The sequence below is a fragment of the Proteus sp. G2674 genome (assembly GCF_009915195.1).
GTDB classification, from domain to species: Bacteria; Pseudomonadota; Gammaproteobacteria; order Enterobacterales; family Enterobacteriaceae; genus Proteus; species Proteus mirabilis.
The window spans coordinates 36,716-50,827 of the sequence record NZ_JAABLS010000043.1; the positions used below are offsets into that span (position 1 = coordinate 36,716).

At 40.5% G+C, this 14,112-nt stretch carries 14 protein-coding genes; 12 read left to right on the forward strand and 2 right to left on the reverse strand.

Going from position 1 to position 14,112, the window contains the following annotated elements; genetic code table 11:
- Positions 1 to 2 precede the first annotated feature (2 nt).
- Positions 3 to 392: a hypothetical protein gene (locus tag GWI58_RS17480; protein ID WP_004246039.1), complete on the reverse strand. Its 390-nt coding sequence runs from the start codon at positions 390 to 392 to the stop codon at positions 3 to 5.
- Between the two features lie 356 nt (positions 393 to 748).
- Between GWI58_RS17480 and GWI58_RS17485 the strand changes: the two genes are divergently transcribed.
- The 8 genes from GWI58_RS17485 to nadD all read left to right on the forward strand — a co-directional run bounded on the left by GWI58_RS17485 (position 749) and on the right by nadD (position 9,099).
- The gene (locus GWI58_RS17485) at positions 749 to 1,642 is read left to right on the forward strand and encodes an amino acid ABC transporter substrate-binding protein (RefSeq protein ID WP_004246040.1); all 894 of its coding nucleotides are present in this window, start codon (positions 749 to 751) and stop codon (positions 1,640 to 1,642) included.
- Between the two features lie 118 nt (positions 1,643 to 1,760).
- Positions 1,761 to 2,501 carry an amino acid ABC transporter permease gene (locus tag GWI58_RS17490; protein WP_004247440.1) on the forward strand — a complete coding sequence of 247 codons (741 nt, stop codon included), beginning with the start codon at positions 1,761 to 1,763 and terminating at the stop codon, positions 2,499 to 2,501.
- Complete coding sequence (gltK, locus tag GWI58_RS17495) at positions 2,501 to 3,175, forward strand: glutamate/aspartate ABC transporter permease GltK (RefSeq protein WP_004246042.1); 675 nt, start codon at positions 2,501 to 2,503, stop codon at positions 3,173 to 3,175. Before GWI58_RS17490 ends, gltK begins: the two co-directional genes overlap by 1 nt.
- Entirely contained in the window at positions 3,176 to 3,901 is a 726-nt protein-coding gene (locus tag GWI58_RS17500; protein ID WP_004246043.1) for an amino acid ABC transporter ATP-binding protein, read from the forward strand. It begins immediately after the preceding gene.
- 359 nt (positions 3,902 to 4,260) lie between these two features.
- Entirely contained in the window at positions 4,261 to 6,843 is a 2,583-nt protein-coding gene (gene leuS / locus GWI58_RS17505; RefSeq protein WP_004246044.1) for a leucine--tRNA ligase, read from the forward strand.
- 12 nt (positions 6,844 to 6,855) lie between these two features.
- The gene (gene lptE, locus GWI58_RS17510) at positions 6,856 to 7,404 is read left to right on the forward strand and encodes an LPS assembly lipoprotein LptE (RefSeq protein ID WP_004246045.1); all 549 of its coding nucleotides are present in this window, start codon (positions 6,856 to 6,858) and stop codon (positions 7,402 to 7,404) included.
- Positions 7,401 to 8,435, forward strand: a complete 1,035-nt coding sequence (gene holA, locus GWI58_RS17515) for a DNA polymerase III subunit delta (protein WP_004246046.1) — start codon at positions 7,401 to 7,403, stop codon at positions 8,433 to 8,435. The genes lptE and holA overlap by 4 nt, the downstream gene beginning before the upstream one ends.
- Positions 8,428 to 9,099 (forward strand): nicotinate-nucleotide adenylyltransferase, encoded by a 672-nt coding sequence (gene nadD / locus GWI58_RS17520; protein ID WP_004252240.1) that lies wholly within the window; start codon positions 8,428 to 8,430, stop codon positions 9,097 to 9,099. Before holA ends, nadD begins: the two co-directional genes overlap by 8 nt.
- A 13-nt stretch (positions 9,100 to 9,112) precedes the next feature.
- Here nadD and GWI58_RS17525 read toward each other — a convergent pair whose 3' ends face one another.
- On the reverse strand, positions 9,113 to 9,868 hold the full coding sequence (locus GWI58_RS17525) for a YbgA family protein (RefSeq protein ID WP_094960044.1): 756 nt from the start codon (positions 9,866 to 9,868) through the stop codon (positions 9,113 to 9,115).
- Between the two features lie 390 nt (positions 9,869 to 10,258).
- Between GWI58_RS17525 and rsfS the strand changes: the two genes are divergently transcribed.
- The 4 genes from rsfS to mrdB are packed head-to-tail and all read left to right on the forward strand — an operon-like array spanning position 10,259 to position 14,108.
- Positions 10,259 to 10,585 carry a ribosome silencing factor gene (gene rsfS, locus GWI58_RS17530; protein WP_004246049.1) on the forward strand — a complete coding sequence of 109 codons (327 nt, stop codon included), beginning with the start codon at positions 10,259 to 10,261 and terminating at the stop codon, positions 10,583 to 10,585.
- A gap of 2 nt (positions 10,586 to 10,587) precedes the next feature.
- A complete protein-coding gene (gene rlmH / locus GWI58_RS17535) occupies positions 10,588 to 11,058 on the forward strand; it encodes a 23S rRNA (pseudouridine(1915)-N(3))-methyltransferase RlmH (protein ID WP_004246050.1) in 471 nt (156 codons plus the stop codon).
- 37 nt (positions 11,059 to 11,095) lie between these two features.
- Positions 11,096 to 12,991 (forward strand): peptidoglycan DD-transpeptidase MrdA, encoded by a 1,896-nt coding sequence (gene mrdA / locus GWI58_RS17540; protein WP_004246051.1) that lies wholly within the window; start codon positions 11,096 to 11,098, stop codon positions 12,989 to 12,991.
- Between the two features lie 4 nt (positions 12,992 to 12,995).
- Entirely contained in the window at positions 12,996 to 14,108 is a 1,113-nt protein-coding gene (gene mrdB / locus GWI58_RS17545; protein WP_004246052.1) for a peptidoglycan glycosyltransferase MrdB, read from the forward strand.
- Positions 14,109 to 14,112 lie beyond the last annotated feature (4 nt).

Sequence of the window (14,112 nt, forward strand, 5' to 3'; positions counted from 1 at the left end):
TACTAATCCCTTAGAATACAGTAATGAAGGTGAAGCCTTATTCGTGGAGGTGGGTGATGTTGTTTTTTCTGGCTACGTTGACGAGAAACATAAATGGCAGCCATACCAAATAAAAGTAATACCGCCCAAGTATAAAAAAGCGGTTCAATCGCTAAAGGAGGAATCGATAAGAGTGATTTAGCACTTAATTCGCAGGTTGAAAGTGAATATTTCCCTTCACTTGCATTTTGTTGCTCTGCAATTGGCGTCGAGAATGAGGACTGTGTTTGCGAAACAGCAGATGCTAAGCGCTCACTAATCACATGAGCCCCCATAGAGCGCTGAACAATACAACACAAGATCAGCAATACTGTTATCAACACTAGCCAGCGACCTGACCGCCAATTATGCATAGATTTCCTCATTTGTTGACCTGCTATCTTAACGGTAATCTACAGACAAACAACTCCTTAAGATAAACTTTACAAATTCTTTTCTTTTTTAGATTAACGCCTTTTTCTTCTTTGTTCTTTTTAACCTTTAACTTCTCATGGTTATTACTATAATAATTTTAAATATTGAAAATCACTTCCAAAAAACATTGAACAATTTTTTATTTCATCCTTTTATTGAGAGATAGCTCTCTTATTTGGAATATTGCACTTCCCAACCGTATGTTATTTGTTCTATTTATTAACATTATCAAAACAAATTAAAACAAAAAAGTAACACAAAGCAACACATCAATATCACCACGACAGGAGTTATTATGCGCATGCGTAAACTAGCATTATCATTAATGATTTTAGGGGCTGCAGGAGCTGTGCAAGCAGAAGAACTCACTGGTACCTTAAAAAAAATCAACGATAACGATATTATTATTGTTGGTCATCGTGAATCCTCTGTTCCTTTTTCATACTACGATAATCAACAAAAAGTGGTCGGATACTCTCAAGACTATTCCAACCTAATTGTTGAGGCAGTAAAAGAAAAATTAGGCAAACCTAACCTACAAGTTCGTCTTATCCCTATCACTTCTCAGAATCGAATTCCACTATTACAAAATGGTACATTTGACTTTGAGTGTGGCTCAACGACCAATAATCTCGCTCGCCAACAACAAGCTGATTTCTCGAATACTATTTTTATTGTTGGTACACGTTTACTTGCGAAAAAAGACAGTGGAATTAAAGATTTTGCTGATCTTGCGGGCAAAAATGTGGTTGTTACGTCAGGCACCACATCTGAAATGTTACTCAACAAGCTCAATGATGAGAAAAAAATGAATATGCGCATTATTAGCGCAAAAGATCATGGCGACTCATTCCGTACACTTGAATCAGGGCGTGCTGTTGCTTTTATGATGGATGACGCCTTATTAGCGGGTGAACGAGCTAAAGCGAAAAAACCTGCGTTATGGGAAATTGTGGGAACACCTCAATCGGAAGAAGCTTATGGCTGTATGTTACGCAAAGGTGATACACAATTTAAGTCGTTAATTGATGAAACCATTGCTAATGCGCAAAAATCTGGCGCAGCAGAAAAATCGTTCAACCGTTGGTTTAATGCCCCAATTCCACCGAAAAACCTCAATTTAGAATTCACTATCTCGGATGAAATGAAAGCACTCTTTGCATCACCAAATGATAAAGCATTGAACTAACAATGCATATAAGTAATTGATGCAAAATTAATAATTATAAAGTATCTGTTGGACAGACAGATCAGTGAAGTTTGGGGCAGCCGTTCCCTGCCCCATTTTTTTCACCGGAGGTGAAATCATGTCGATTGATTGGGATTGGGGGATATTCTTCCAAGAAGCCCCTTTTGGAAATACCACTTACTTAGGTTGGCTTATTTCAGGCTTTCAAGTTACTGTCGCTTTATCTCTTTGTGCTTGGATCATCGCTTTTATTGTCGGCTCTTTTTTTGGTATTTTACGAACCGTACCTAATCGCTTGCTCTCTAGTTTAGGGGCTATCTATGTTGAACTATTTCGTAACGTCCCCCTGATTGTACAATTCTTCACATGGTATTTAGTGATCCCTGAACTCTTACCACAAGCTATTGGTGATTGGTTCAAAATGGACTTAACGCCGAATATCCAATTCTTTGTCTCTTCAGCACTCTGTTTAGGTTTGTTTACCGCAGCGCGCATGTGTGAACAGGTGCGGGCGGCAATCAATTCATTACCAAGAGGACAAAAAGCAGCAGGCTTAGCACTAGGCTTAACACTGCCACAAACCTACCGCTATGTTTTATTACCTAATGCTTATCGCGTCATTATTCCGCCAATGACCTCTGAAATGCTGAACTTAGTCAAAAACTCTGCAATCGCCTCAACGATTGGCCTGATTGATATGGCTGCGCAAGCGAATAAATTATTAGATTATTCAGCTAAAGCTTATGAATCCTTTACCGCTATCACGCTAGCCTATGTCTTTATTAACGTCATTATTATGTTGATTATGCACTGGTTAGAAAAACGGGTGCGTTTACCTGGCACAGCAGGAGGTCAATAATGTACGAGTTTGACTGGAGTTCTGTTGTTCCTAGCCTACCTTTTTTAATGGATGGCATGGTCATTACTTTAAAAATCACCATAACAGCAATTGTTATCGGTATTTTATGGGGAACAATACTTGCAGTGATGCGCTTATCTACTTTTAAGCCCATCAGTTGGTTTGCGGCCGCTTACGTTAATACCTTTCGTTCTATTCCTTTAGTGATGGTATTACTGTGGTTCTATTTAATTGTGCCTAACATATTACAAAATGTTCTAGGCCTTTCACCAAAAAGTGATATCCGTTTAATTTCAGCAATGGTAGCGTTCTCTCTATTTGAAGCTGCTTATTACTCTGAAATCATCAGAGCAGGTATACAAAGCATCAGTAAAGGCCAGTTTTCAGCATCCTTAGCTTTAGGAATGACAAAATCACAAACGATGCGTTTAGTGATTTTACCTCAAGCATTTCGTGCCATGATCCCTTTATTGCTCACACAAGGTATCGTTTTATTTCAAGATACCTCACTCGTGTATGTATTAAGTCTGACCGACTTTTTCCGAACAGCGGCAAATATTGGTGAGCGTGATGGCACACAGGTTGAAATGATCCTTTTTGCTGGTTTTGTCTACTTTATAATTAGTTTCTCCGCTTCAATGTTAGTGAACTTTCTTAAAAAAAGGACTACTTAGATGATTTCCCTAAAAGATGTATCCAAATGGTATGGTCAGTTTCAAGTACTGACAGATTGTTCCACTGAAGTGAAAAAGGGGGAAGTTGTTGTTGTCTGTGGACCTTCAGGCTCAGGTAAATCGACGCTTATCAAAACCGTTAATGGTTTAGAGCCTATACAACAAGGTGAAATCCTAGTAAATGATATAAAAGTCAATGATAAACGAACTGATTTAGCTAAGTTACGAGCCAAAGTTGGTATGGTGTTTCAACACTTTGAATTATTTCCTCACCTTTCCATTATTGAAAATCTTACACTAGCGCAAGTGAAAGTCCTTAATAGAGAGAAAGGTGCAGCAAAAGAGAAAGGGCTAAAATTATTAGAGCGCGTAGGCTTAGCCAACCACGCTAATAAATACCCTGCTCAACTTTCTGGTGGTCAACAACAACGCGTTGCTATTGCTCGTGCTTTATGTATGGATCCTATTGCGATGCTATTTGATGAACCCACATCCGCACTTGATCCTGAAATGATTAATGAAGTTCTTGATGTTATGGTTGAGCTGGCGAATGAAGGCATGACCATGATGGTGGTTACACACGAAATGGGCTTTGCTAAAAAAGTTGCTGACCGTATTATTTTTATGGATGAAGGTCGTATTGTCGAAGATAGCCCGAAAAATGATTTCTTTGATAACCCTAAATCAGAAAGGGCTAAAGATTTCTTAGCTAAAATCTTACATTAATCTTCAATTTTCTTTTTCATCCCACTCACTTTTCCCCTTTGCTGGCATGAATTATTACATGCCAGCAAAATATCGCTAAAAATAATCATCAACCTTTGATGACGCAACACAGTAGCAATTAATTCATTTTTCTTGCAATAATTAGGCTAAGCGGTTGAAAATCTCGCATTTATCATTAACAAAAAAATGCTGTTTTCGCGCTATCTCGCCATTGTGGCAAAAAAGTTATGCAAACAATGGCTTTCATTGAGATCAATAGTTGTGGCTATTAGACAAAATCAGCTATGCTATGCAAGTCTTAATTCATCATAGCGGTTACCCTTCGGTAGCCATTAATTCACCATAGGATTATCGGTGCCATGCAAGAACAATATCGTCCCGAAGATATAGAGCAAACTATCCAGGAACACTGGGAAAAGAACAATACATTTAAAGTGACAGAAGATAATAACAAAGAAAAATATTACTGCCTGTCAATGCTACCTTATCCTTCTGGTCGACTACACATGGGACACGTCCGTAACTACACCATTGGTGACGTGATTTCCCGTTATCAACGTATGTTGGGTAAAAACGTCTTACAACCTATTGGTTGGGATGCGTTTGGTTTACCCGCAGAAGGTGCTGCCGTAAAAAATAACACCGCACCTGCACCGTGGACTTATGAAAATATCAATTATATGAAAGGCCAGTTAAAAAAACTGGGCTTTGGTTATGATTGGGATCGTGAAGTCACCACCTGTACACCAGAATATTATCGTTGGGAACAGTGGTTTTTCACTAAGCTGTATGAAAAAGGTTTAGTGTATAAAAAAACCTCTGCTGTAAACTGGTGCCCACACGACTTAACCGTACTGGCTAACGAACAAGTCATCGATGGTTGTTGCTGGCGTTGCGACACCCCTGTCGAGCGCAAAGAAATTCCACAGTGGTTTATTAAAATCACCGATTATGCTGAAGAGCTGTTAAACGACTTAGATACGTTAGATGAATGGCCAGAACAAGTTAAAACCATGCAACGTAACTGGATTGGCCGGTCTGAAGGTGTAGAAATTACCTTTGATGTCGCAGATAGCGACGATACCATGACCGTATATACCACACGTCCAGATACCTTTATGGGTGTCACTTATGTTGCTGTGGCCGCCGGTCATCCATTAGCTCAAAAAGCCGCTCAAAATAATCCTGAAATTCAGCACTTCATTGATGAATGCCGTAACATGAAGATGGCAGAAGCTGAAATGGCAACCATGGAGAAAAAAGGTATTGCTACAGGTCTGTATGCTATTCATCCATTAACCCAAGAGAAAGTCGCTATTTGGGTCGCTAACTTTGTCTTAATGGAATACGGTACAGGTGCGGTTATGGCCGTTCCAGGCCACGATGAACGCGACTGGGAATTTGCCACTAAATATGGTTTGCCGATTAAAGCGGTTATTGCTGATGCTGAAGGTAACCAACCTGACTTATCAACAGGCGCTCTGACTGAGAAAAATAGCCTGATTAACTCTGGTGAATTCTCAGGACTTGATAACCAAGCTGGTTTTAATGCTATTGCAGATAAACTTACTGCAATGGGTGTGGGTGAACGTAAAGTGAATTACCGTTTACGTGACTGGGGTGTTTCTCGTCAACGTTATTGGGGTGCGCCAATTCCAATGGCGACCTTAGAAGATGGTACCGTTGTTCCAGTTCCTGATGACCAATTACCGGTTATTTTACCAGAAGATGTGAAAATGGACGGCATTACCAGTCCAATTAAAGCGGATCCTGAGTGGGCTAAAACAACGATTAATGGTCAACCAGCGCTACGTGAAACAGATACTTTTGATACCTTTATGGAATCTTCTTGGTATTACGCACGTTATACCTGCCCTGATTACGACAAGGGAATGTTAGATCCAAAAGCTGCTAACTATTGGTTACCGGTTGACTGGTACATTGGTGGTATTGAACACGCTATCATGCACCTGATGTATTTCCGTTTCTTCCATAAATTGATGCGTGATGCTGGTTTAGTTAATTCTGATGAACCTGCTAAACGCTTACTGTGCCAAGGTATGGTATTAGCAGATGCATTTTATTATACCGGTGAAGATGGCGCTCGCCATTGGGTCTCTCCTGCAGAAGCGATTGTTGAACGCGATGAAAAAAATCGCATCATCAAAGCAACTGACAGTGCAGGCCATGAACTGACTTACGCTGGTATGAGCAAAATGTCTAAATCAAAAAATAACGGCATCGACCCACAAACCATGGTTGAGCGTTATGGTGCTGATACCGTACGTCTATTTATGATGTTTGCTGCACCACCAGAATTAACACTTGAGTGGCAAGAATCAAGTGTTGAAGGTGCGAACCGTTTCTTACGTCGTTTATGGCGTTTAGTTCATGAGCATACCGAAAAAGGAACGACTCAATCACTTGATTTGGCAACATTAACCACAGAGCAGAAAGACTTACGTCGCGATTTACACAAAACTATCGCCAAAGTTTCTGATGATGTAGGTCGCCGCTTAGCATTCAATACGGCTATTGCTGCGATTATGGAGTTAATGAATAAATTAACACGTGCACCACAAGAGACTGAGCAAGATCGTGCTTTAATGCAAGAAGCATTAGAAGCGGTGGTACGTATGCTTTCTCCTATCATTCCACATGCTTGTTTTGTTATGTGGCAAGCGTTAGGTGGTAAAGAGGATATTGATGTTGCACCATGGCCTGTTGCTGATGAAGAAGCGATGGTCGATGACACGAAACTTATTATTGTTCAAGTTAATGGTAAAGTACGTGGTCGTATCACTGTTCCTGCTAATTCAGAAAAAGATTATGTTCAGGAAATGGCAACAAAAGAGTACAGTGTTGCTAAATATTTAGAAAATGTCACCGTACGTAAAGTGATTTATGTACCGGGCAAATTACTGAACATCGTTGTTGGCTGATAAGGAGGCTTAGTGCGATATCTATTTTCGCTGTTTTTTGCGTTAGCGGTGTTGGTCACCGCTGGCTGCGGTTTTCACCTACAAGGTAAAACCCAAGTTCCAGCTGAATTAAAAACGCTTTACCTAAGCTCTGGTGACCCATACGGGCCACTGTCTCGTGTAATGCGTCAACAATTGAGATTAAGTGGAGTTCAACTGGTTGAAACGCCAAAAGCAGATATTCCTGTTCTCAAAATTGTTGGATCTTCAGAAAATAAAGAGACTGTCTCTGTGTATCAAGACGGTAAATCGGCTGAACGTCAGCTCACTTTTGTCCTAGATGCACAAGTGATTATGCCTGATGGAACCATCTACCCTATTTCATCACAGGTTTCACGTCCATTCTTTGATAACCCATTAGAAGCATTAGCTAAAGATGCCGAAAATGATATTATCAAACAGGAAATGCGTGAACAGGCTACCGCTATCTTAGTACGTAAATTATTGGTGGTTCACAATGCTGAACGCCAAAAAGCGTCAGAGGCAGCTAAAGCGAAACAGATAATCTCACCAGCCAAATGATCCGCCTTTATCCAGAACAACTTAATGCGCAACTCCAAGAGGGGTTGCGCCAAAGTTACCTACTTTGGGGTAATGAACCGCTATTACTCCAAGAATCTCAAGATGCCATTCAAACGGTGGCAAAATCACAAGGCTTTACGGAACATTATCAATTTACCCTTGATAACAGCACTGATTGGAATGAAATATATTCACTCTGCCAGTCACTGAGTCTTTTTTCACAAAAGCAATCTATCTTACTCCATCTTCCTGAAAATGGTCCTAATGCGGCAATGTCAGAAAAGCTCTTACGCTTATCTCACGAATTGCATGAAGATCTCTTGTTAATTTTACGTGGACATAAATTAACCAAGGCACAGGAAAATAGCGAATGGTTTAAAACACTCAGCCAGCAAGGTATTTATGTGACTTGCTTAACCCCTGAGTTAGATAAATTACCAAATTGGGTAGCGAGACGCGCCAAGCAAAAAGGCCTTGAGCTTGATGAACAAGGTAATCAATTACTGTGTTACTGCTATGAAGGAAATTTACTCGCTTTAGCTCAAGCAATTGAACGCCTCTGTTTGCTCTATCCTGATGGTAAATTAACCCTGCCAAGAGTTGAAGCGGCTGTCAATGATGCCTCTCATTTTACTGCTTATCATTGGATTGATGCATTATTAGCAGGCAAAACCCAACGGGCATGGCATATCTTGCAGCAACTAAAAAGAGAGGATACTGAACCCGTTATTCTGCTTAGAACATTGCAACGCGAATTAATGCAATTAATTACCTTACATCGTAGCGCTAAAACGGCCTCCTTAAAATCCGTTTTCGATCAACATCGGATATGGCAAAACCGACGTCCGATATTTACCGCCGCGTTACAACGTTTGTCAGAGCATCAATTACTCACAGCCATGCGATTACTTACCCAGATTGAAATAACCCTTAAACAGGATCACGGACAAAACGTTTGGCCTGAACTTCATGCCCTTGGCTTATTATTATGTGGAAAAGCATTACCGGAAGGATTTATTCGCCATGGCTAGCACCAATAATAACCCCCCTTTAATTCATCAAGCCATTGCTCTATATGGTGGTACTTTTGATCCGATCCATTATGGGCATTTACGTCCTGTAGAAGCCCTTTCTGGCTTGATAGGGCTAAAAGAAGTGATTTGGTTGCCTAATAATATTCCCCCTCATCGCCCCCAACCAGAAGCCTCTTCACAACAGCGATTAGCCATGGTGCGGCTCGCATTACAACCTTTTAGTGCTTTCAAAGTCGACACTCGAGAGTTAGAGAAACCAACTCCCTCTTATACCATTGAGACATTAAAAGCGTTTAGACAAGAAATTGGTGAGAAACAGCCATTAGCCTTTATTATTGGACAAGATTCATTACTTTCAATTGATACTTGGCATAAATGGGAAGAGTTGTTAGATGTGTGTCACTTATTGGTTTGCGCTCGCCCGGGTTACCAAACCACATTTACATCACCACAAATGCAAACCTGGCTTGAACAACATCAAACCAAACAGCAAGCAGATATTCACTGTTTACCCGCCGGGAAAATTTTTCTTGCTGATACTCCTTTATACAATATTTCAGCTACCGATATTAGAGCTAGACATAAAGCAGGATTAGATTGTCATGATCTTCTGCCTGAGTCTGTTGAAAACTATATCAAACAGCATCAGTTGTATCGATAACAGATCTTAGAGATTAAAATTGCGCTCTTAAGTCATCAAATACCGCTGGATAAGGTGAAAAATAGCGTTGAGAAAGTAGATAATTATCAGGATAAAACGCCAAGTAGTTTTTCAACCGTGACAAAGGAGCCGAAAGACTCGTTTTTCCTTGCCGATAAGATAAAATCTCTTGTGTTAACAACTGTTTTTGCTCTGCGCTAAGTGCTCGCTTAAAATATCCCGCCATATGCATTAATGCATTGGTATGCCCTTCTCGAGTTGCTGGTATTGATAGTGCTTTCATTAAGGCCTTTTGATACTGCTCGGCAAATTGTAACAGCGGTAGCGAATTAGGGATATTGGCCATATAACGCCCCAATTCTCGATAAGCGACTTGAGAATAAGCCATTAACAAATATTTATATCGACTATGAAATTGGATCAGTGCTTTTTTGCTCAACTTAGCATTTACCTGCTGTTGATAATCAATTAAGGCAAAAAACTGTGTCAGAAAATGTTCCAATCCACGAGGTTGAGAAAATTGTTCAAGGGTTAATTGTAACTCTCCTCCCCCCAAAATCTGCGTGAATAAGGTTGATGAATAGTCCCCTTTCATTTTAACCCGACAAATCACTGCCTTATTTTGTCGTTTTTGATCATTATTTTGTTTAATTTCAATGCCTTCATAGCATAACAATTGACAAAATCGTTGCCAATCTGCCTGTAACAATGCGTTTTTGTTACTCGCTATTTCTGAAGTTTGCTCCAAATAATAATAATTTTCTTTCATTCGTCTGTTTCTCTTAGTCACTATCTCAACATTACACCGTATAATGATACAATCATTGACGTGATGATACCGTTATCAGGTATTTCACGAGCATTGACAGACATTGTTTTACTGTTATTCTCACCCTCGGCTCCCATTAAGGGAACTGTGGAGTAAAACTGTCGTCTAATTGGAAAGTTCTTATCTGCCGGCTTTTATTATTTATTATGGCGCAATAAATAGGCATATATGAATTTTTCTAAATCAAGCGTCGAATAGCAACCATACTTGATAGATGTTTTTGCTATCGACAACTGGAATAAATCATCGAGTAAAATAGATTTATTGGTATAAATTCCTTTAAAATAGCGCTTTGTTATTTTCTCGATTGAGTTAACTAAATAGAAAAAGGTGACCCTTTTGCAAGGCTCAGAATTACAGCAATTTATTATTGATAAACTTGAGGATTCTAAAGCTCAAGACATTATCGCATTAGATGTTCGTGGAAAATCAAGTGTCACTGATTACATGATCATCTGTACGGGAACTTCAAACAGACACTTAATGTCTGTCGCCGATAATCTGGTTGATGACTGTCGTGAAGCAGGATTACAACCTTTAGGCATCGAAGGACAAGGCGTTTCTGATTGGATTGTTGTTGACCTTGGTGAAGCCATGGTACACGTAATGCAAGAAGACAGTCGCCGTATGTACGAACTCGAAAAACTCTGGAGCTGAGTTTGAAATTACAGCTCATCGCCGTTGGTACAAAAATGCCGGACTGGATCCAGACCGGCTTTATGGATTATCTTAACCGCTTTCCCAAAGATATGCCCTTAGAACTCATCGAGATCCCCGCGGGTAAACGAGGGAAAAATGCTGATATTAAACGTATTCTCGAAAAAGAAGGCGAACAGATGTTAGCAGCGGTAGGTAAAGGAAATCGTATCGTCACCCTTGATATTCCTGGCGCCCGTTGGGATACCCCAAAACTTGCCGAGCAACTCGATCGCTGGAAGTTAGATGGAAGAAATGTCAGCTTATTAATTGGTGGCCCTGAAGGTTTAGCCCCCGCTTGTAAAGCAGCTGCAGAACAAAGTTGGTCTTTATCTCCATTAACTATGCCACATCCGCTAGTACGTGTAGTGGTAGCAGAAAGCCTTTACCGTGCATGGAGTATTACCACAAACCATCCTTATCATCGGGAATAATAAATTGGCGGGTAAGTAAGTGAAATCAACTAATGGGATGAAGAAAAGAAAACGCACCCCGTTTCGAGATTATACAGCGGAGTCAAAACTCTTTATCCGCCGTGTTATTGTCGCATTTTCAGGGATCTTAGTTTTAACGGGCATCTTAGTTTTTAACTTGTATCACTTACAAGTCGCTCGCCACGATGATTATCAAACTCGCTCGAATGATAACCGGATCAAATTAGTTCCCATCCCACCGAGCCGAGGCATTATTTACGATCGTAATGGGGTTCCACTTGCCCTAAATCGTACTATCTATCAATTAGAAATCGTACCGGAGAAAGTGGCTAACATCCAAGAAACATTGGAGAGTTTACGAGAGGTCGTTGATTTAACTGACGACGATATTGCTGCATTTGAAAAAGAGCGAAAACGCTCTCGTCGTTTTAGTTCTATTCCGCTTAAAACGTCACTTGACCAAGTGCAAGTGGCACGTTTTGCCATTAATCAATATCGCTATCCCGGATTAGAAATCAAAGGCTATCAACGTCGCTATTACCCTTATGGTTCAGCTCTTACTCATGTTATTGGTTATGTTGCAAAAATTAACGATAAAGATGTAGAACGTCTTGAAAAAGAAGGGCTATATCCTAATTACGCAGCAACCCGAGATATCGGTAAATTAGGTATTGAACGCTATTATGAATCTGTTTTGCATGGTAAAACCGGTTATGAAGAGGTCGAAGTTAATAGCCGTGGCCGTGTGATCCGCCAATTGCATGAGCAACCACCACAAGCCGGTAAAGATATCTACCTAACTATTGATCTTGAATTACAAACCTATATTGAAACGCTACTAACCACTAGCCGAGCGGCTGTGGTCGTCACAGATCCTCGTAACGGCGAGATATTAGCACTGGTTTCTAATCCAAGTTATGACCCTAACCTATTTGTTGGGGGAATATCTAATACAGACTATCAAGGCCTACTTAATAATCCCGATAGACCATTAATAAACCGGGCAACCCAAGGGCTCTATCCTCCGGCATCAACGGTTAAACCCTTTATGTCTGTTGCAGCCCTAAGTGAAGGGGTTATTACTCCTAACACAACTATCCATGATCCGGGCTGGTGGCAACTGCCCGGCTCTGAAAAACGCTATCGTGACTGGAAACGTTGGGGTCATGGAAAACTCAATGTTACTAAATCCATTATTGAGTCAGCAGATACTTTCTTCTATCAAGTTGCCTATGATATGGGTATTGATCGTATTTCCACATGGATGTCCCGCTTTGGCTATGGTGAATACACGGGGATTGACCTTTCTGAAGAGCGTAATGGCATTATGCCAACCCGAGAATGGAAACAACAACGATATAAAAAACCTTGGTATCAAGGGGATACCATCCCTGTTGGTATAGGTCAGGGTTACTGGACGGCGACCCCAATCCAAATGTCAAAAGCGTTAATGACCTTAATTAACGATGGTCAGGTTAAAACCCCTCACTTACTTTACGGCACCAAGTTAGGTAATGAAATGCTACCTTACGTGGATAAAGAGACACGCCAAATTGGCGATATCAACTCCGGTTATTGGGAGTTAGCGAAGTACGGTATGTATGGTGTTGCCAATCTACCCAATGGTACAGGGCGACGTAGCTTTGCTGATGCCCCTTATAAGATTGCCGCAAAATCAGGTACAGCACAGGTATTTAGTTATGAAACCTATAATGCTAGCCAATTAGCAGAACATCTTCGTGATCATAAATTAATGATTGCTTTTGCGCCTTATGAAAACCCTACCGTTGCCGTCTCTATAATTTTAGAAAATGGTGGTGCTGGCCCATCTGTTGGGGATATTACTCGCCAAATACTTGACCACATTATACTTGGAGACAACAACACCGAGTTGCCTATTTCCCCGCCTTCACCGCGTGGCTCAGAGGAATAACCCAATGACAGAAAATAACAAGAAAAAATCACTCTGGACGCGTTTACATATCGATCCATTCTTTATGCTCTGCATTATTGCCTTATTATGCTATAGCGCATTTATTATGTGGACAGCAAGTGGGCAAGATCCCGATATGATGGAACGCAAGCTCGGACAAATTGCTACGGGTTTTATCGTTATGATTATCATGGCGCAGATCCCTCCTCGGGTGTATGAAAACTGGGCTCCTCACCTTTACGTATTTTGTGTTGTATTACTTATTTTTGTTGATGTCTTTGGGCAAATTAGTAAAGGTGCACAACGCTGGCTTGATTTAGGTATCATACGTTTTCAGCCTTCTGAAATTGCCAAAATTGCCGTTCCTCTAATGGTAGCTCGCTTTATGAACCGTGATGTTTGTCCGCCAACATTACGTAACACAGCAATAGCCTTAGTGCTGATCTTCGTCCCCACCCTTTTAGTGGCAGCACAACCTGATTTGGGTACCTCTATTTTAATTGCTGCTTCAGGAATTTTTGTTATCTTCCTTGCCGGTATGAGTTGGCGTTTAATTACTGTCGCAACACTATTAATTGCTGGATTTATTCCGATACTCTGGTTTTTCTTGATGCATGATTACCAACGAACACGGGTCATGATGTTACTTGATCCTGAAATTGACCCCTTAGGAGCCGGATATCACATTATCCAATCTAAAATTGCTATCGGTTCTGGTGGATTACATGGCAAAGGTTGGTTACAAGGGACTCAGTCTCAACTTGAATTTTTACCAGAGCGCCATACCGACTTTATTTTTGCCGTACTCGCAGAAGAATTAGGACTGATTGGTGTTTTAATCCTACTAACGCTCTATATACTCTTAATTGCTCGAGGTCTTTATCTCGCGACAAAAGCACAAAATACATTTGGCAGAGTCATGATTGGTGGATTAATGCTGATCTTCTTTGTTTATGTTTTCGTCAATATTGGTATGGTGAGTGGGATCCTCCCAGTAGTCGGCGTGCCATTACCACTGGTAAGCTATGGGGGATCGGCATTAATTGTACTAATGGCAGGATTTGGCATTGTTATGTCAATTCATACACACCGAAAACTATTATCAAAAAGTTTATAATGAG

Coding starts and splice junctions, on each gene's coding strand:
- GWI58_RS17480 (WP_004246039.1), bottom strand. CDS start 392: ATGCATAATTGGCGGTCAGGTCGCTGGCTAGTGTTGATAACAGTATTG.
- GWI58_RS17485 (WP_004246040.1), top strand. CDS start 749: ATGCGCATGCGTAAACTAGCATTATCATTAATGATTTTAGGGGCTGCA.
- GWI58_RS17490 (WP_004247440.1), top strand. CDS start 1,761: ATGTCGATTGATTGGGATTGGGGGATATTCTTCCAAGAAGCCCCTTTT.
- gltK (WP_004246042.1), top strand. CDS start 2,501: ATGTACGAGTTTGACTGGAGTTCTGTTGTTCCTAGCCTACCTTTTTTA.
- GWI58_RS17500 (WP_004246043.1), top strand. CDS start 3,176: ATGATTTCCCTAAAAGATGTATCCAAATGGTATGGTCAGTTTCAAGTA.
- leuS (WP_004246044.1), top strand. CDS start 4,261: ATGCAAGAACAATATCGTCCCGAAGATATAGAGCAAACTATCCAGGAA.
- holA (WP_004246046.1), top strand. CDS start 7,401: ATGATCCGCCTTTATCCAGAACAACTTAATGCGCAACTCCAAGAGGGG.
- nadD (WP_004252240.1), top strand. CDS start 8,428: ATGGCTAGCACCAATAATAACCCCCCTTTAATTCATCAAGCCATTGCT.
- GWI58_RS17525 (WP_094960044.1), bottom strand. CDS start 9,868: ATGAAAGAAAATTATTATTATTTGGAGCAAACTTCAGAAATAGCGAGT.
- mrdA (WP_004246051.1), top strand. CDS start 11,096: ATGAAGAAAAGAAAACGCACCCCGTTTCGAGATTATACAGCGGAGTCA.
- mrdB (WP_004246052.1), top strand. CDS start 12,996: ATGACAGAAAATAACAAGAAAAAATCACTCTGGACGCGTTTACATATC.